General features: G+C 67.9%; 18 protein-coding genes. 3 read left to right on the top strand and 15 right to left on the bottom strand.

Going from position 1 to position 16,617, the window contains the following annotated elements:
- Positions 1 to 50 precede the first annotated feature (50 nt).
- Complete coding sequence (locus tag JL100_RS09575; protein WP_202683671.1) at positions 51 to 1,529, top strand: alkaline phosphatase D family protein; 1,479 nt, start codon at positions 51 to 53, stop codon at positions 1,527 to 1,529.
- On the opposite strand, the gene JL100_RS09570 is transcribed toward JL100_RS09575, so the two are convergent.
- Positions 1,526 to 2,887: a tetratricopeptide repeat protein gene (locus tag JL100_RS09570; protein WP_202683672.1), complete on the bottom strand. Its 1,362-nt coding sequence runs from the start codon at positions 2,885 to 2,887 to the stop codon at positions 1,526 to 1,528. The genes JL100_RS09575 and JL100_RS09570 overlap by 4 nt on opposite strands.
- Before the next feature lie 367 nt (positions 2,888 to 3,254).
- On the opposite strand from JL100_RS09570, the gene JL100_RS09565 reads away from it, so the two are divergent.
- Positions 3,255 to 3,869, top strand: a complete 615-nt coding sequence (locus tag JL100_RS09565) for a transglycosylase SLT domain-containing protein (RefSeq protein WP_202683673.1) — start codon at positions 3,255 to 3,257, stop codon at positions 3,867 to 3,869.
- 78 nt (positions 3,870 to 3,947) lie between these two features.
- Complete coding sequence (locus JL100_RS09560; protein WP_202683674.1) at positions 3,948 to 4,790, top strand: 23S rRNA (adenine(2030)-N(6))-methyltransferase RlmJ; 843 nt, start codon at positions 3,948 to 3,950, stop codon at positions 4,788 to 4,790.
- Positions 4,791 to 4,870: 80 nt separating this feature from the next.
- On the opposite strand, the gene JL100_RS09555 is transcribed toward JL100_RS09560, so the two are convergent.
- The 14 genes from JL100_RS09555 to JL100_RS09490 form a co-directional block, all read right to left on the bottom strand.
- Positions 4,871 to 5,539, bottom strand: a complete 669-nt coding sequence (locus tag JL100_RS09555; RefSeq protein ID WP_202683675.1) for a phasin family protein — start codon at positions 5,537 to 5,539, stop codon at positions 4,871 to 4,873.
- Positions 5,540 to 5,913: 374 nt separating this feature from the next.
- Positions 5,914 to 6,897 carry a branched-chain amino acid ABC transporter permease gene (locus JL100_RS09550; protein ID WP_228421164.1) on the bottom strand — a complete coding sequence of 328 codons (984 nt, stop codon included), beginning with the start codon at positions 6,895 to 6,897 and terminating at the stop codon, positions 5,914 to 5,916.
- 3 nt (positions 6,898 to 6,900) lie between these two features.
- Entirely contained in the window at positions 6,901 to 7,788 is an 888-nt protein-coding gene (locus tag JL100_RS09545; RefSeq protein ID WP_228421163.1) for a branched-chain amino acid ABC transporter permease, read from the bottom strand.
- A gap of 38 nt (positions 7,789 to 7,826) precedes the next feature.
- On the bottom strand, positions 7,827 to 9,044 hold the full coding sequence (locus tag JL100_RS09540; RefSeq protein WP_202685825.1) for an ABC transporter substrate-binding protein: 1,218 nt from the start codon (positions 9,042 to 9,044) through the stop codon (positions 7,827 to 7,829).
- 84 nt (positions 9,045 to 9,128) lie between these two features.
- Positions 9,129 to 9,851, bottom strand: coding sequence for an ABC transporter ATP-binding protein (locus tag JL100_RS09535; protein ID WP_202685844.1), 723 nt, complete (start codon positions 9,849 to 9,851; stop codon positions 9,129 to 9,131).
- On the bottom strand, positions 9,844 to 10,602 hold the full coding sequence (locus JL100_RS09530) for an ABC transporter ATP-binding protein (RefSeq protein ID WP_228421162.1): 759 nt from the start codon (positions 10,600 to 10,602) through the stop codon (positions 9,844 to 9,846). Before JL100_RS09530 ends, JL100_RS09535 begins: the two co-directional genes overlap by 8 nt.
- Positions 10,603 to 10,904: 302 nt before the next feature.
- Positions 10,905 to 11,285: a YgaP-like transmembrane domain gene (locus JL100_RS09525; RefSeq protein WP_228421161.1), complete on the bottom strand. Its 381-nt coding sequence runs from the start codon at positions 11,283 to 11,285 to the stop codon at positions 10,905 to 10,907.
- 88 nt (positions 11,286 to 11,373) lie between these two features.
- Entirely contained in the window at positions 11,374 to 12,042 is a 669-nt protein-coding gene (ureG, locus tag JL100_RS09520) for an urease accessory protein UreG (protein WP_202685680.1), read from the bottom strand.
- Entirely contained in the window at positions 12,039 to 12,815 is a 777-nt protein-coding gene (locus tag JL100_RS09515; protein WP_202685681.1) for an urease accessory protein UreF, read from the bottom strand. Before JL100_RS09515 ends, ureG begins: the two co-directional genes overlap by 4 nt.
- Entirely contained in the window at positions 12,805 to 13,251 is a 447-nt protein-coding gene (locus JL100_RS09510) for an urease accessory protein UreE (protein ID WP_202685682.1), read from the bottom strand. The genes JL100_RS09515 and JL100_RS09510 overlap by 11 nt, the downstream gene beginning before the upstream one ends.
- A gap of 23 nt (positions 13,252 to 13,274) precedes the next feature.
- Positions 13,275 to 14,984: an urease subunit alpha gene (ureC, locus tag JL100_RS09505; protein ID WP_202685683.1), complete on the bottom strand. Its 1,710-nt coding sequence runs from the start codon at positions 14,982 to 14,984 to the stop codon at positions 13,275 to 13,277.
- Between the two features lie 50 nt (positions 14,985 to 15,034).
- Positions 15,035 to 15,340, bottom strand: a complete 306-nt coding sequence (locus JL100_RS09500) for an urease subunit beta (RefSeq protein ID WP_202685684.1) — start codon at positions 15,338 to 15,340, stop codon at positions 15,035 to 15,037.
- A gap of 11 nt (positions 15,341 to 15,351) precedes the next feature.
- Positions 15,352 to 15,654, bottom strand: coding sequence for an urease subunit gamma (locus JL100_RS09495; protein ID WP_158045833.1), 303 nt, complete (start codon positions 15,652 to 15,654; stop codon positions 15,352 to 15,354).
- Between the two features lie 47 nt (positions 15,655 to 15,701).
- Positions 15,702 to 16,595, bottom strand: coding sequence for an urease accessory protein UreD (locus JL100_RS09490; protein WP_202685685.1), 894 nt, complete (start codon positions 16,593 to 16,595; stop codon positions 15,702 to 15,704).
- Positions 16,596 to 16,617: the final 22 nt, after the last annotated feature.

Genomic DNA, 16,617 nt, shown 5'->3' with positions numbered 1-16,617 from the left:
GGGCGTTCATGTTCCTCGGTCGAACTTCCAGGATAATCGGGCGCCTTTGAATGCCGTTGCCGCCGAAGAAGAAAGAACGTCGAGAACTGATCGGACCCGTCCTGCATTTCCGGGGCCTGCAGGGCGAGCGTTGGCGGGTTTCCGCCCTTTTCGTCCTGACCGGCGCGGCCGAACCGCCGGACATGGCGGTCGACGGCGTGATGCTTCCGGTGCCGCCCCGCCACGTCGCATCGCTTGGCCAGCGCCATGTCTGGCGTTGGGAATTCGCGGTCCCGCGCACAGCGGACGACACCCGCGTCGGTTATGGCTTCCGCGGCGGCGACCGCTGGTACATGACGGTTCCCGGCCTGTCCGGCAAGCCGCGGATCGCCTACACCGCCTGCAACGGGACCGAGGACGAATCGGTGTTCAGCCAGCAGGACCTGCCGCGCAACGCGCGCTGGGGACACCTGAACGCCCAGCATCGCGCCCGTCCCTTCCACCTGCTCCTGCACGGCGGCGACCAGCTCTACGCCGACGCGGTCTGGGACGACTGCCCCGCCCTGCGGCAGTGGAGTTCCCTTCCGTCGCGCGAGCAATTGTCGGCCCCGTTCACGTCCGCCATGTCGGAGGAGGCCGGAAATTTCTATTTCGACCTCTATTGCCGCCAGTGGAGCCAGGCCGAAGCGGCCGCCCTTCTGTCCACCGTCCCGTCGGTCATGATGTGGGACGACCACGACATCTTCGACGGCTGGGGATCCCATCCCGACGACCGGCGGACCTGTCCCGTGTTCCAGGGAGTCTACGAGGCCGCGCGCCGAAGCTTCGCCCTGTTCCAGGTCGGCTGCGCCCCCGAAGACCCGCCGGACTGCGTGTGGGGCGGCGAACTGGGCACCTTCACCCAGGGGTTCCGCATCGGCGACCTGGGGATCTTCGCGCCGGACCTGCGGACCGAACGGACCCAGGCGCGCGTGATGTCCGAGGCGACCTGGGATGCCCTGCCCGGCTGGCTGGACCGGTTCGACGGATGCAGCCACCTGCTCCTGATGTCGAGCGTGCCGATGATCTTCGCGAACCTGCACGCCGTCGAGAAGCTGATCAACTTCCTGCCGGCGCAGGCCTCGATGGAGGACGACCTGCGCGACCAGTGGCGCAGCTATGTCCACGAGAAGGAGTATATCCGTCTCGTCCGCCTGCTGGGGGACGTGGCGAGAGCCCGGAACATGCGGATCACCGTGGTCTCCGGTGAAATACATCTGGGAGCCTGCGGGGTGATCCACGGCCCCGGCTTCGACCTGTGGCAGCTGACCTCCTCCGGGATCGTCCATCCCGCGCCGTCCCGGATGTATGCGGAAATCCTGGAACGGCTCAGCCGCGGGACGGAGACCATCGCCGACGGCACGACGCTGGAGATGGTGCCCTTTCCCGAGACCGGCCGCCGCTACATCAGGGCGCGGAACTGGCTGGCCCTCCACTTCGACGAGGCCGGACGCCTGAATGCCCATTGGCAGGTCGAGGGCGAGAAGGAACCGCTGATGCGGGTCGTCTAGGCCGGCAACCGGGCGACCATCGCGAGGCCGGGGACCGGCTGGCCCTTCTCCCAGCGCGGCACCGCCTCCTCCAGCACGACCATCTCCAGGCCCGCCTCGGCGGCCATGCGGCGGACATAGGCCGGACTGTGGGCGAAGCGGCGCGCCGGGCCGAGCGCGAAGCCGTCTCCGTCGCAGCGCTCCGTCGTCGCGCAGAACAGGCCGCCGGGCTTCAGGGCCAGGGCGGCGGCGGCCATGACCTCCGCGAGGTCGCCCACATAGACGAGCACGTCGGCCGCGACGACGAGATCCCAGGCTCCCGGGTTCCGCGCCATCACCGCGGTCATCTCTCCGACCTCCAGGTCGTCGTAGACGCCGCGGCTGGCCGCCTTCTTCACCATGCGGGGCGCCAGGTCGGACCCGTGCAGCCGCGCGGCCAGCGGTCGGAAGGCGACGCCGGCCAGCCCCGTGCCGCATCCGACATCCAGCACGCGGAGGCCGGCGGCACCCGCGCCGAGCACCTGGTCGACCGCCGCCCGCAGGGTCTGGGGCGCCTGGTACTTCAGGCGGATGGTCAGATCCTCGTCGAACCGCTCGGCATATCGGTCGAACAGGGCGCGGACATAGGCCTGCGACATGGTTTCGGTCGCATCGCCTTCGATCCGGCGGATCAGGGCCTCGGCGCCGTGGGAATCGGCGGGAGCGGCGTCAAGGCAGGCCCGGAGCGCCCCCAGCGCCTTCGAGCGCTCGCCCAACTCCAGCCAGGCGCGGCCCAGCACGAACTGGCCGGCCGCGTGGTCGTGCCGCCGGCGCAGGACGGGCTGAAGGGTCTCCACCGCGGCCAGCGGGTCGCCGGACGTCACCAGGGCGTCCGCCAGTTCGACTGCGGTCTCGATGTCTCCGGCATCCAGGAAGAGCGCTTCCCGGAAATGATCGATCGCTTCCAGCGGCTGCCCCGCACCGATCCGGAGCCGGGCCAGGGCGCGGTGTCCGGAGGCGCTGTCGGGCCGTCGCTCCAGCAGGTCCTGCCACAGGACGATGGCTTCCCCCGCTTTGCCGCACCGGACCAGCATGTCGGACAGACCGGTCCGCCATTCCATCCGCCAGGGCTCCTGCGACAAGGCGACGCGGAACCCGTCCGCGGCCTCTTCCCAGTGCTCGCCATCAGCCAGAAGTTGTGCCAAGGCACCCGATGCTTCACCGCACCCGGGATCAGCCTCGACGGCTTGCCGGAAGGCCGCTTCGGCGGCGGCATTGTCGCCGGCGTCGCGCAGGGCATAGCCCGATACAAGGGCGAACTCGGCGGGATTCAAGGGAATTGCGGGATCGGCGAGGTCGGCCGTATCGCCATCCGCCGGCCGGAGAAGCTGATCAGTCAAGATTGAGGGACCTGTGAAAGGCTGCCGCCATATAGCCAAAGGGATATGGCAGATGCCGACCGAAGGGTCAATATTGGTTTTTCATTACCTCTATTTTGGTCGATACCGTCTTCAAAAGAAGCTGATCGGTTTCTCCCGTGTAACGGGTTCGAGTTACATAGGAGTTGACGGTCGGAAGAATATCTGGGAAACATCCTTACGGATGCCGGGTGTGGCATCTGGAACTCAAGCGAGGAGGCGGTCGCCGTACCGGTATCGGCGGCCGGTGGTTAAATCCGTGCGTGCGCACGGTGCCAGCGCGCAAGCTGGTGCGACAAGGGGGATCAGAGCAATGCGGGCACTTGGCCGGCGATCAAGCATCCGGTGCATGGGTCTCTTCGCCTTGACGGCGATCGGACTTGGCTTCACCCCCGTCGGATCTGCGCAAGCGGCAAGTTGCACCGAACATGTCCTCGAAGCCGAGCAGGAACTCGGCATCCCCCGCGGCCTTCTGTTGTCCATCGCGCTGGTGGAAAGCGGCCAGGATGGCCGCCCCCAGCCCTTCGCGATGAACATCAACGGCAAGGCGATCTATTCGGAGACGGCTGACGAGGCCCGGAGCCATCTGCTGGACAGCCAGGGCCGCGTCCGGCCGAATGCGACGGTCGGATGCATGCAGCTCTCCGTCCAGCATCACCGGGCCAACTTCCGCCCGGTCGAGCGCATCCTGGACCCGTCCGCCAATGTCTGGTACGCCGCCCGCTACCTGAAGCGCCTTCGGGCCGACTCCGGCAGCTGGAACGTCGCGGTGGCCCGCTATAACGGCGGCAGCCGCTCCCAGCAGCGGGACTATACCTGCAAGATCCACCAGCACCTGGAAAGCCTGGACCTGAACAGCGCCGCCCTTCTGGAAGGCGCCCGGTGCGCCCGCCAGGGCGACCCCGCGATCGCTCCGGATACCCGCAGGGCCTTCCGCCGCTCCCAGGTCGCGGCCCAGGGCTGACCGGCAATCGCCCAGCTTGGCGGTGGTCTCCGCCGCGGGGCTGGTTTGGCGCGGGTTCAGGCGCTACATGATCCGGCCATGAACTACCGCCACATCTACCATGCCGGCAGCTTCACCGATGTCATGAAGCATGCCGTCGTCGCCATGATCCTGAGCCGGCTCGGACTCAAGCCGGCGCCCTATGGCGTCCTGGACACCCATGCCGGCATCGGCCGCTACGATCTCGGCTCGACCCAGGCGATCCGGACCGGGGAGCACCTCGGCGGGATCTCCAGGATCATGGCTGGCGCGGACGGGCTTCCCGACGAGCTGGCGCCCTACCTGGACGCTATCCGCGACCTCAACGAGGCCGGCGAACCGCTGCGCTGGTATCCCGGCTCGCCGCGGCTGGCGCGGATGCTGATGCGGCCCTCCGACCGCCTGCTGCTGGCCGAACTGCATCCGGAGGACGTCGAGACCCTGCGGCAGGAATTCGCGCGCGACCGCAACACCTCCGTCCAGCATATGGACGGCTACCATGCCCTGAAGGCCCACCTGCCGCTGAAGGAGCGGCGCGGCATGGTGCTGATCGACCCGCCATTCGAGACGCCGGACGAGTTCGAGAGGATGGTCGCGGCGCTGGCGCTCGGCCATGGGCGGTGGCCGACCGGGATCTATGCCCTGTGGTATCCGATCAAGGAGCGGCCGGCGGTCTGGCGCTTCCAGGAGTCGCTCGAACGGACCGGCATCCGGAAGATCCTGGCCGCGGAACTGACCGTCCACGAGGAGGATACCCACAAACGCCTGAACGGATGCGGCATGATCGTCGTCAATCCCCCCTGGCAGCTGGACACGGCGCTGGAAACGGTGCTCCCCGCCCTTCACAAGGCCCTGGGGGCGGAGGCCGGCGGCACCAGGGTCGAGTGGCTGGTCCCCGAGTAAGGCCGGTCTCCGGATAACGAAAACGCCGCGGCCCCTTGTCGGGACCGCGGCGCTCTCGAAGATCGGTCGTTGGAACCGGATCAGGCGGTCTTGCGGGCCTGCTGCTTGACCTGCCCATTGATCCGCTGGGCGGCGTCGTTGGCGACGCGGGCGGTCACTTCGGAGATCTTGACGCTGCTGTTCAGCAGAAGCTCGACTTCGGCGTTGACGAGATCGCTCTGGGCTGCGAGCAGATCCTGCACGGTGCGGGCGCGCATGATGGTGTTCACGCCGTCGATGTTGCGCTGCATCGCGCTCTGGGTGTAGTTCACCCACTCGCGCATCACCGACTGGAAGCCGTCGGCCAGGACCGAGCCGGCCTGCATCATGACTTCCAGGTTCTGCTGGGTCCGCTTGGTGACTTCTTCGGAAGCCTTGGCCTGCATGCTGAAGACGCGGCCGAACTGCTGGTTCGACTGCTCGGTCAGCTGGCGGGCGGCACCGGCGGTGTCCTCAGCGACATGGGCAACCGTCTGCGTGGCCTTCTCGGCGACGTCGCTGCCGGCTTCCATGCCGCGCTTCGCGGTCTCGGCACCCTGCTCGGCGGTCTTCCGAGCGACTTCCGCGCCCTTTTCGGCGGTGTCGGCAGCTTCGCGGGAAACCTTCTTGCCGGTCTCCGCGGCTTCCGCGGCGGCGGCACGGGTGGTCTTCACCGTTTCCTCACCAGCGTCCTTGGCGGTGCGAGTGGTGGTGTCCTTATCGGTCGCCATCGTCTACTCCTCAGGTATCGCTTCGCGTCCGAACCAGAGCCGGACGGCGAGTTAACGTTTTATTAACTGTGCTTGTTGCGCCGCTATATCACGATATCGCGGGTGCAGCAAAGTAATTTTGGATGAAACTTCTGTGAGGTCGTTAAATTCAGCATTTAATATTTATCTTAGGTGCGGCGCACCCAAGCATCTGGTCGTCACATCGGCGTAATGCAACTGCCCTTTGGATAGAGGTGGAAGCTGCCCATTCTGGACAAAACCTCGCGTGGTCTTGTCGCGGGCTTGTCGTGACGAACAACAAACCCTTGATTACACGACCATAAAAACAAAGACGGCGGCCAAAGCCGCCGTCCATGGCCATAACCGGTGAAGAGTCACGCCCTGCCCTTGAGCAAGGCTCCGATCTCGCCGACGATGCCGCGGCGGAACAGCAGGACGCAGACGACGAAGATGACGCCGGTCACCACCGTCACCGGGAGCTGCGTGCCGGCCAGGTAGTTCTGCAGGGTGACCACCAGGAAGGCGCCGACCACCGGGCCGAAGATGGTGCCCAGCCCGCCCAGCAGCGTCATCAGCACCACCTCGCCCGACATCTGCCACGTGATGTCGGTCAGCGACGCCAACTGGAACACGATCGCCTTGGTCCCGCCGGCGAGGCCGGCCAGCGCCGCCGACATCACGAAGGCCGCCAGCTTGTACTGGTCCACCTTGTAGCCCAGCGACACCGCCCGCGGCTCGTTCTCCCGGATCGCCTTCAGCACCTGCCCGAAGGGCGAGTGGATGGTCCGGTAGATCAGCAGGAAGCCGGCCAGGAACACCGCCAGCACGAAGTAGTACATGGCCAGGTTGTCGCCCAGGTCGATCACCCCGAACAGGTAGCCCCGCGGCACCGCCTGGATGCCGTCCTCGCCGCCGGTGAACGGCAGCTGGAGCGCCAGGAAGAACACCATCTGCGACAGCGCCAGCGTCACCATCGCGAAATAGATCCCCTGCCGCCGGATCGCCAGGAAGCCGAACCCCAGGCCGAACAGCGCCGCCACCGCGACGCCGAGCAGGATGCCCAGCTCCGGCGTCAGGCCCCACACCTTGACCGCGTGGGCGGTCACGTAGGCGGCCGAGCCGAAGAACGCCGCGTGCCCGAACGACAGCAGCCCGACATAGCCGATCAGCAGGTTGAAGGCGCAGGCGAACAGCGCGAAGCACAGCGCCTTGGCCAGGAACACCGGGTAGAGCTGGAACGGGGCGACCAGCGCCACCACCAGCAGCGCCGCCAGCGCCGCCCATTTCAGCGCGGGCGAGCCCTGGCCGGCCCGCGGGGCTTCGGCCCGGGAGGGAGCGGTTTGGGAATGGGTTGCCATGGCTTACTTCTCCCGTCCGAACAGACCGGCCGGCTTGATCAGCAGCACCACGGCCATCACGACGAAGATCACGATGTTGGAGGCCTCGGGGTAGAACACCTTGGTGAAGCCTTCCAGGATGCCGAGCATGAAGCCGGTCAGCACGGCGCCCAGGATCGAGCCCATGCCGCCGATCACGACGACGGCGAAGACGACGATGATCAGGTGCGAGCCCATCAGCGGGTTGACCTGATAGATCGGCGCCGCGAGCACGCCGGCCAGGCCGGCGAGCGCCACGCCGAAGCCGTATGTCGCGGTGATCATGACCGGGACGTTGATGCCGAAGGCCTGGACCAGCACCGGGTTCTCGGTGGCGGCGCGCAGGTATGCTCCCAGGCGGGTCCGCTCGATCATGAACCAGGTGCCGAAGCAGACCACCAGCGAGACGGCGACGACCCAGCCGCGGTATGTCGGCAGGAACATGAAGCCGAGGTTGTGGCCGCCGGCCAGCGCCTGGGGGATCGGGTAGGGCTGGCCGGAGACGCCGTACCAGTGGCGGAACATGCCCTCGATGATCAGGGCGAGGCCGAAGGTGAGCAGCAGGCCGTAGAGGTGGTCGAGCTTGTAGAGCCGGCTGAGCATCAGCTTCTCCAGCACGACGCCGAGCAGGCCGACCAGCACCGGGGCCAGCACCAGGGCCACCCAGTAGTTGACCCCGGCGAACTTCAGCAGCATCCACGCCGCGAAAGCGCCCAGCATGTACTGGGCGCCGTGCGCGAAGTTGATGACGTTGAGCATGCCGAAGATGACGGCCAGCCCGAGGCTCAGCAGGGCGTAGAAGGACCCGTTGATCAGCCCCAGCAGGAGCTGACCGAACAGGACCTGGGGCGGAACCCCCAGCAGCTCCAACATATCGTCGGTTCCTCCCTATGGTTCGGATCGACCGCGACTCACTTCTTGGTGAACGGGCAGCCGCTCAGCTCGGCCTTCTGGTAAGCCTCGTCGGCGGGGATCGTGCGCAGGATGTCGTAATAATCCCAGCGTCCCTTGGACTGCGACGGCTGCTTCACGCGCGCCAGATACATGTCGTGGGCCATGCGGCCGTTGGGCAGGATCTTGCCGTTCTTGGCGAACATGTCCTTGACCGGCAGTTCCTTCATCTTGTTCGCGACCTTCAGCCCCTCGTCGGTGCCGGCCGCATCGACAGCGCGCAGATAATGCAGGACCGAGGAGTAGACGCCGGCCTGGACCATGGTCGGCTTCTTGCCGGTCTTCTGCTCGTACTTGGCCGACCACGCGCGGGTCTCGTCGTCCATGTCCCAGTAGAAGCCGGTGGTCAGCGACAGGCCCTGGGCGATCTGGAGCCCGAGGGAGTCCACGTCGGAGATGAACAGCAGCAACCCGGCGAGCGACTGGCCCGAGCTGGTGATGCCGAACTCGGCCGCCTGCTTGATCGAGTTGGTGGTGTCGGTGCCGGCATTGGCGAGGCCGATGACCTGCGCGCCGGATCCCTGTGCCTGGAGCAGGAAGGACGAGAAGTCGGAGTTGTTCAGCGGGTGGCGGACGCTGCCCTTGACCTCGCCGCCCAACGCCTTGACCTCCCGGGTCACGTCGGCCTCCAGCGAATGGCCGAAGGCGTAATCGGCGGTCAGGAAGAACCAGGTCTTGCCGCCTTCCTGGACCATGGCGCGTCCGGTGCCGACCGCGAGGGCGTAGGTGTCGTAGGCCCAGTGGAAGCCGGTCGGCGAGCAGGCGTCGCCGGTCAGGCGCGAGGTCGCGGCACCGGAGATCAGGGTCACCTTGCCCTTGTCGCGAGCGACCTCCTGCACCGCGAGCGCTGTCGAGGAGGTGACCAGATCGGCGATGGCGTCGACGCCTTCGGTATCGAACCACTGCCGGGCGATGTTCGACGAGATGTCGGCCTTGTTCTGGTGGTCGGCCGAGATGACCTGGACCGGCTTGCCGGCCGCCTTGCCGCCGAATTCCTCCACCGCCAGCTGGGCCGCGACGACGGAGCCCTCACCCGAAACGTCGGCATAGAGGCTCGACTTGTCGGTCAGGACGCCGATCTTGACGGTATCGCCGGAGATCTGGGCCTGGGCGGCCCCGGTGACGGCGCCGGCCGCCAGGGCGAGCGTGGCGGTGCCGGCGAGAAGTTTCTTGAGCATGTTCAGCATCCCTATTCATCATTGTTGTTGATCGTTGTCCGGGCGTCCGCCCGGTTCAGCCTGTCCGGCTTCCCGGCGCCCGGATCAGACGCCGAGATATTCGTGCAGCTTGTGCATGTTGGCTTCGAGCTGGTCGTTCGGGATCATGTCGACGATGTGCCCCTCCTCCATCACGTAGTGGCGGTCCGCGATGGTGGCGGCGAAGCGGAAGTTCTGCTCGACCAGCAGGATGGTGAAGCCGCTCTGCTTCAGCTCCCGCACCACCCGCCCGATCTGCTGGATGATCACCGGCGCCAGGCCCTCGGTCGGCTCGTCCAGCAGGATCAGGTCGGCCCCGGTGCGCAGGATCCGCCCGATCGCCAGCATCTGCTGCTCGCCGCCCGACAGCCGCGTCCCCTGGCTCTTGCGCCGCTCCTTCAGGTTCGGGAACAGCCGGTAGATCGCCTCCACGTCCATGCCGCCCGGCTTGATCGTCGGCGGCAGCATCAGGTTCTCCTCCACGTTCAGGCTGGAGAAGATGCCCCGCTCCTCCGGAACGTAGCCGATCCCGAGCCGGGCGATCCGGTTCGACGCAAGACCCACCAGCTCCGTCCCGTTCAGCCGGATCGAGCCGGTGCGCTTGCCCACGATGCCCATGATCGAGCGCATCGTCGTGGTCTTGCCGGCGCCGTTGCGCCCCAGCAGGGTCACCACCTCGCCCCGCCGGACGTCCAGGCTGACCCCGTGCAGGATGTGGCTCTCGCCGTAGAAGGCGTGGAGGTCCCGGATCTCCAGCATCCCCGTCGTCGTCGCGGCCCCGTCAGGCATGTCCCGTCCCCATGTACGCTTCCATCACCTGCGGGTCCTTCGACACCGTCGCGTAAGGCCCCTCGGCCAGGATCTCGCCCCGGCGCAGCACCGTGATCTTGTCCGACAGGTCGGACACGACCGACAGGTTGTGCTCGACCATCAGGATGGTGCGGTTGGCCGAGACCTTGCGGATCAGCGCCGCGGTGTGGTCGATGTCCTCGTGGCCCATGCCGGCCATGGGCTCGTCGAGCAGCATCAGCTCGGGCTCCAGCGCCAGCGTGGTGGCGATCTCCAGCGCGCGCTTGCGGCCGTAGGGCAGTTCGGCGGCGGCGGTGTCGCGGTAGGCCGCCAGGTTGACCGAGTCCAGCAGCGCCTCGGCCTGGCCGTTCAGGGCGTGCAGCGCCTTCTCCGAGCGCCAGAAGTCGAAGCTGTCGCCGCGCAGGCGCTTCTGCAGCGCCACGCGTACGTTCTCCAGGCAGGTCAGGTGCGGGAAGACGGCGCTGATCTGGAAGGAGCGTACGAGCCCGCGCCGGGCGATGTCGGCCGGCTTGACCCGGGTGATGTCGTTGCCGTTGAACAGGATCTGCCCGCCGCTCGGCGTCAGGAACTTGGTCAGCAGGTTGAAGACGGTCGTCTTGCCCGCCCCGTTCGGGCCGATCAGGGCATGGATGCTGCCGCGGCGGACCTGGAGGTTGACGTCCTTGACCGCGATGAAACCCTTGAATTCCTTCGTCAGATTTCGGGTTTCAAGTATGTTCTCGCCCTGCATTCGCCTCCCCCGGTTCACACGTGCGTCGCGTTCGGCCCCTTCGGGACCGAATTATGGTTCTGTCCGCGACGCGGTGTCCTGCGACGGAACGAGCCGTTCCCTACACAGGCGAATGCAACTTAGCACACATGAATGACAATTTCATAGTGTTTACGGAACAGTCGATCATTCCGGAAATGCTTGAAATATAAGCAGGATACGAAGGCTGGGCACTGGTAATACCGGTTGCAGAAACGATGCGCGCCGGCCCCTCGCGAGGCCGGCGCGCATCAGGCGTCGGATATGGGCGTGTGCCGGACGGGTCAGGCGCGGCCCGGCGTGTAGGACGGCGGATCGCTGGCCGGAAAACTCTCGTCCGCCGCCTCGTCCACCCGGTTCCAGGGTCGGTCCAGGCGATCGTCGGCGCGGCGGCGTTCCGATTCGAGGAAATCCCCGGAATACATGCCTTCGTCGTGGCCGGAGCGTTCGTTGATCATGGCCTTGATCGCGCAATGGCCGCTCATGCCGCGCGCTGCCAGCAAGCCGCCGGCCACGCCCATGATGGCGCCTTGCACGCCGCCCCGGCGCAGACCGGCGGCGGCCAGGACGACGCCGCCGAGCATCGAGGTCCAGCGTTCGACCTGGGAAAGGTTCTCTTCCCCGCCGGCCACCCTCTCATAGATATCGTCGATGACCTTGTTCACGCTCGCCTCTCCATTTCGGTTCGAGATAACCGCCGGAGAAACAAGTCGACAGGCCGCAGTGTTCCTTGCCCCTCGACCGAAGGGGTGCTCAGCCCGGCGGCGGCAGACCGCCGGCGCGGACGATGAAGGAGATGATTTCGGGCAGCCCCTGCCCGCTCTTCAGGTTGCTGAACAGAAACGGCCGCTCGCCGCGCATCCGGCGGGCGTCGCGGTCCATCACCTCCAGGCTGGCGCCGACCAGCGGCGCCAGGTCGATCTTGTTGATCACCAGCAGGTCGGAGCGGGTGATGCCGGGGCCCCCCTTGCGCGGGATCTTGTCCCCGGCCGACACGTCGATGACGTAGATGGTCAGGTCGGCCAGCTCGGGGGAGAAGGTGGCGGCCAGGTTGTCGCCGCCCGATTCGACGAAGATCAGGTCCAGGTCGGGGAACCGCGCGTTCAGCTGGTCGACAGCCGCCAGGTTGATCGAGGCGTCCTCCCGGATCGCCGTGTGCGGGCACCCGCCCGTCTCCACCCCCAGGATCCGGGACGGGTCCAGCGCGCCGCTCCGGGTCAGGAACTCGGCGTCCTCGCGGGTATAGATGTCGTTGGTGATCGCGGCGACCTCCCAGGCATCGCGCATGCCCTTGCACAGCGCATCGACCAGCGCGGTCTTGCCCGAGCCGACCGGACCGCCGATGCCGACCCTCAGGGGACCGGTGTGCGAGCGGACGATGGGTTCGGGTTGGATGGACGCCGTTTCGGCAGCTTGGCTCATGAGCGGAACAACCTCGTATACTGTGTTTCGTGGGACATGGCGGCCCAGTCGACCAGGGGCGCCCTGGACCCCAGGTCGGCGGGATCGGCCGCCAGGGCATCGGACGCGACGCGGTGCAGGACCGGGTCGAGCCGCGCTATCGCGCGCTGTCCGTCGGTCTGGCCGAGCGGGACGAGCCGCACCCCGGCGGAGACGAGGTTCGCCGCGAAGCCATGCAGGAAGGCGCACAGCGCCGCCTCGGCGTCCATGCCGGCGCAGGCGGTGACGACGGCCACGGCGACCGCGTGGGCCGGCGGCCGGCCGGTGGCGGCGATCACGCCCACCCAGCGGTCCAGCCCGGGGGGCGGCCAAGTCGCCTTCACCGTCGAGAGGAACGCCGTTCCCTGGGCGGTGCTCTCCAGCGCCAGCTCGCTGCTGCCGCGCATCGCGCCGGCCCGCTCCGCCGCCCACCGCAGGGCCGCTTCGTCGCCCTGCGCGACCGCGCGGGCGGCGGCGGTGAACAGGACGGCGTCGGTCCATCCCGCGCCGTGCAGCAGGATCGCCTCGATCCAGGAAACCAGCGATTCGCGGTCCCGGACCCGTCCTGCCTCGACCGCGAACTCGATGCCGTGGCTGTAGGTATAGCCGCCGATCGGGAAGCCCGGCGACATCCAGGCGAGCAGGCGCGTCAGATGCCGGAGATCCACGGGCCCGGCGGCAGGCTCGGCGGTCGCGGGCTCAGTGGTCGCGGGCTCAGTGGTCGCGGGCTCAGTGGTCGCGGGCTCAGTGGTCATGATGCGCATAGGCTCCGCCTTCCGGCGTGAAGGCGGCGCGCAGCCGGACCACGTCGGCGCCGAGCCCCTCCAGCATCTCCACGATGACATGATCCCAGCGGAGCCGCACGGCGGCCCCCGCGATCTGGACCGGAAGGTGCCGGTTGCCCAGGTGCCAGGCGATGCGGGCCAGGGTCTCCGGGGTGGCGCAGGTCACTTCGGCCAGATCCTCGTCCGCGGCGCGCACGGCGATGCAGGTGCCGTCGTCCAGTTCCAGGGCGTCGCCGTCGTTCAGGACGACGGCGCGCGCGAGATCAAGCAGGAACGGCGCGCCCGAATCGTCGTTGAGCTGGATCCGGCGGCGGAACCGGTCGTCGAAGGCGAGGGTCACGGTACCGGCGGCGGTGTCGGCGGGCCAGTGGCCGGCGGCGTGGACTCGGGTGGCGCGGCGGAGCATGCGGGGTCCCGGAAAAGCGGATATCAGAACAGGAAGTAGCGCTGGGCCAGCGGCAGCACGTCCGCGGGCTCGCAGGTCAGGAGCTGGCCGTCGGCCCGGACCTCGTAGGTCTCGGGATCGACCTCGATAACCGGGGTCATGTCGTTGTGGACCATCTGCTTCTTGCCGACGGAGCGGATGCCCCGGACCGGCACCAGCGGCCGCATCAGGCCGAGCCGGGCGGCCGGGTCGTTCTCCAGCCCGGCCTGGCTGACGAAGGTGACCGAACTGACCGTGAGCGCCCGGCCCATCGCCCCGAACATGGGCCTGTAATGGACAGGCTGGGGCGTCGGGATCGAGGCGTTGGGATCGCCCATGACCGCACCGGCGATCATGCCGCACTTCAGGATCATGTCCGGCTTGACCCCGAAGAAGGCCGGCGACCAGATCACGAGGTCCGCCAGCTTGCCGACCGCGACAGAGCCGACATGGTCCGCCACGCCGTGGGTCAGGGCGGGGTTGATGGTGTATTTGGCGATGTAGCGCTTGACCCTGAAATTGTCGTTGTCGCCCCGCTCTTCCGGCAGCGCCCCCCGCTGGCGCTTCATCTTGTCGGCCGTCTGCCATGTCCGGATGATCACCTCGCCGACCCGTCCCATGGCCTGGCTGTCCGAGGAGATCATGGAGAAGGCGCCGAGGTCGTGCAGGATGTCCTCGGCGGCGATCGTCTCGCGCCGGATGCGGCTTTCGGCGAAGGCGACGTCCTCCGGAATGCGCGGGTCGAGGTGATGGCAGACCATCAGCATGTCCAGGTGCTCGTCCACCGTATTGACCGTGAAGGGCCGGGTCGGGTTGGTGGAGCTGGGCAGCACGTTGCCCAGGCCGCACAGCTTGATGATATCCGGCGCGTGGCCGCCGCCGGCGCCCTCGGTATGGAAGGCGTGGATGTTGCGGCCCTTGAAGGCCGCGATGGTGTCCTCGACGAAGCCCGATTCGTTCAGCGTGTCGGTATGGATCGCGACCGCGACGTCCATGTCGTCGGCGACGCCCAGGCAGGTGTCGATGGCCTGGGGCGTCGTCCCCCAGTCCTCGTGCAGCTTCAGCGCGCACACCCCTGCCCTGACCTGCTCGACCAGGGCCGCCGGCTGGCTGGCGTTGCCCTTGCCGAACAGTCCGAAATTGACCGGCAGCGCCTCGACCGCCTGGAGCATGCGGGCGATGTGCCACGGCCCCGGCGTGCAGGTCGTGGCGGAGGTCCCCGCCGCCGGTCCCGTCCCGCCGCCCATCAGCGTGGTGACGCCGCTATAGAGCGCTTCCTCCGCCTGCTGCGGGCAGATCGCGTGGATATGCACGTCGAGGCCGCCGGCCGTGACGATCTTCCCCTCGCCCGCGATCACCTCGGTGCCGGGGCCGACGACGATCGTGACGCCCGGCTGCACGTCGGGGTTTCCGGCCTTGCCGATGGCGGCGATCCGGCCGTCCCGGATGCCGATGTCCGCCTTGACGATGCCCCAATGGTCGATGATCAGCGCGTTGGTGATGACGGTATCGACGGCGCCGCCCTGGCGGGTCACCTGGGACTGGCCCATGCCGTCCCGGATCACCTTGCCGCCGCCGAACTTGACCTCCTCGCCATAGACGGTGTGGTCCGCCTCGACCTCGACGATCAGTTCGGTGTCGGCGAGGCGGACGCGGTCGCCGGTGGTGGGGCCGAACATGGCGGCATAGTCGGAGCGGTCGATGCGATAGGCCATGGCGGACGCTTTCCCAGGATGGATGGAAACCTGACGGGGGGACTTCCGGGCTAGAGCTTGCCGTTGATCCGGCCGGTGAAGCCGTGGACCTCGCGGCTGCCGGCATAGGCGACAAGGTTGACCGTGCGGGTCTGGCCGGGTTCGAACCGGACCGCCGTGCCGGCGGGAATGTCCAGCCTGAAGCCGCGCGCCTTCTCGCGGTCGAACGACAGCGCCCCGTTGGTCTCGTAGAAGTGATAGTGGGAACCGACCTGGATCGGGCGGTCGCCCGTGTTGGCGACGTCCAGGCTGACGGTCTCCCGCCCCTCGTTCAGGTCGATCTCTCCGGACCGGACCAGCAACTCGCCGGGAATCATGGCAGCCTCCTTCAGCGGATCGGCAGGTGGACGGTGACGAGCTTGGTGCCGTCGGGGAAGGTGGCCTCGACCTGGATCTCGTGGATCATCTCCGGGATCCCCTCCATCACCTGGTCGCGGGTGAGCACCTCCGCGCCGTCCCGCATCAGCTCGGCGACGCTCCGGCCGTCGCGGGCGCCCTCGACGACGAAATCGGTGATCAGGGCGATCGCCTCCGGATAGTTCAGCTTGACGCCCCGCTCCAGCCGGCGCCGTGCCACCATCGCCGCCATGGCGACCAGCAGCTTGTCCTTCTCACGCGGCGAAAGGTTCATGGCTCCGTCCCTACTTGCATCGTCCCAGGCATCATGCGCAGCACCTCTCAAACGTCCCACAGGCGGGGCAGACGCGCCGGCAGCCCGGCGACGTGAGCCCTGAACCCGGCCCAGAAACCGGCATAGGCGCGCCGCACATGGTGCGCCCGGTCGCCAAGCCAGCGAATGACCAGCATGTCGTCGAGGCAGGTCGCGGCGGCGAGAACGCCGGGCGGCGCCTCCGACACCACAGTGTCGATCATGCCGCGCGCGGCGTCCAGATGCCGCGCGGCGTCGGGTGCGGCATAAAGGATCGTGCCATAGGCGGTGGCCCCCCTGAAGCAGGCGGGGTGATCCAGGATGCCTGCGATGTCGCCGTCCAGGTGCAGGGCATCGGCCCAGACCAGCCTGCCGTCCCGGCGGACCTCCCAGGCGTCGCGCGCGAGCCCGCGGGCGAATCGCTCGCCGCGCGCGATCCGGCCGAACACCAGGAGCTCGCCTGCCATCAGGCGCGCGGAGCCCGCGAGGCGGAGGGTGGTGGCGCGGCGCAGCCGGGCGCCGTCGAACAGGATCGCCTCCTGCGGCAGCCATTCGAGCCAGCCGTCCGGCTCGACCGTGACGTCGGCGGACACCTGCACGTCGGCACCGGTGGACCGGTAGATCTTCTCGGCCGCCTGGGTCGTGACCAGCGCGGAGGCGCCGGGCCCGATCTCGACCGCGATGTCCAGCCGGTCGCCGCCGACCAGCCCGCCGGACGTCGTGACCAGGGTGGCGACCGGCAGGTCGCCGGCCCGGGGATTCGGGAAAAGCACCCGCAGCGGGTCGTGGTGATAGAGGTTGGCGAGCCGCGTAGTCCCGGCCCGATGCTCGAATCGGACCCGGGCCGCGCCGTGGATCTTCAGGCGGGGCTGCTCGTTTCGGGAGGAAAGTGCGGCGGTGGGAAGCGAGGTATCCGGCGCCATGGTCAAGAGCGGGCACTATCGG

It is taken from the genome of Skermanella mucosa (assembly GCF_016765655.2).
In the GTDB taxonomy this organism is placed as follows: Bacteria; Pseudomonadota; Alphaproteobacteria; order Azospirillales; family Azospirillaceae; genus Skermanella; species Skermanella mucosa.
The sequence above is the reverse complement of the archived record's forward strand: the minus strand, read 5'-3'. Positions and strand labels throughout refer to the sequence as shown.

Coding starts and splice junctions, on each gene's coding strand:
- JL100_RS09535 (WP_202685844.1), bottom strand. CDS start 9,851: ATGCCTGACGGGGCCGCGACGACGACGGGGATGCTGGAGATCCGGGAC.
- ureG (WP_202685680.1), bottom strand. CDS start 12,042: ATGAGCCAAGCTGCCGAAACGGCGTCCATCCAACCCGAACCCATCGTC.
- JL100_RS09530 (WP_228421162.1), bottom strand. CDS start 10,602: ATGCAGGGCGAGAACATACTTGAAACCCGAAATCTGACGAAGGAATTC.
- JL100_RS09515 (WP_202685681.1), bottom strand. CDS start 12,815: ATGACCACTGAGCCCGCGACCACTGAGCCCGCGACCACTGAGCCCGCG.
- JL100_RS09575 (WP_202683671.1), top strand. CDS start 51: ATGCCGTTGCCGCCGAAGAAGAAAGAACGTCGAGAACTGATCGGACCC.
- JL100_RS09550 (WP_228421164.1), bottom strand. CDS start 6,897: ATGGCAACCCATTCCCAAACCGCTCCCTCCCGGGCCGAAGCCCCGCGG.
- JL100_RS09510 (WP_202685682.1), bottom strand. CDS start 13,251: ATGCTCCGCCGCGCCACCCGAGTCCACGCCGCCGGCCACTGGCCCGCC.
- ureC (WP_202685683.1), bottom strand. CDS start 14,984: ATGGCCTATCGCATCGACCGCTCCGACTATGCCGCCATGTTCGGCCCC.
- JL100_RS09490 (WP_202685685.1), bottom strand. CDS start 16,595: ATGGCGCCGGATACCTCGCTTCCCACCGCCGCACTTTCCTCCCGAAAC.
- JL100_RS09565 (WP_202683673.1), top strand. CDS start 3,255: ATGGGTCTCTTCGCCTTGACGGCGATCGGACTTGGCTTCACCCCCGTC.
- JL100_RS09495 (WP_158045833.1), bottom strand. CDS start 15,654: ATGAACCTTTCGCCGCGTGAGAAGGACAAGCTGCTGGTCGCCATGGCG.
- JL100_RS09560 (WP_202683674.1), top strand. CDS start 3,948: ATGAACTACCGCCACATCTACCATGCCGGCAGCTTCACCGATGTCATG.
- JL100_RS09555 (WP_202683675.1), bottom strand. CDS start 5,539: ATGGCGACCGATAAGGACACCACCACTCGCACCGCCAAGGACGCTGGT.
- JL100_RS09545 (WP_228421163.1), bottom strand. CDS start 7,788: ATGTTGGAGCTGCTGGGGGTTCCGCCCCAGGTCCTGTTCGGTCAGCTC.
- JL100_RS09500 (WP_202685684.1), bottom strand. CDS start 15,340: ATGATTCCCGGCGAGTTGCTGGTCCGGTCCGGAGAGATCGACCTGAAC.
- JL100_RS09540 (WP_202685825.1), bottom strand. CDS start 9,044: ATGCTCAAGAAACTTCTCGCCGGCACCGCCACGCTCGCCCTGGCGGCC.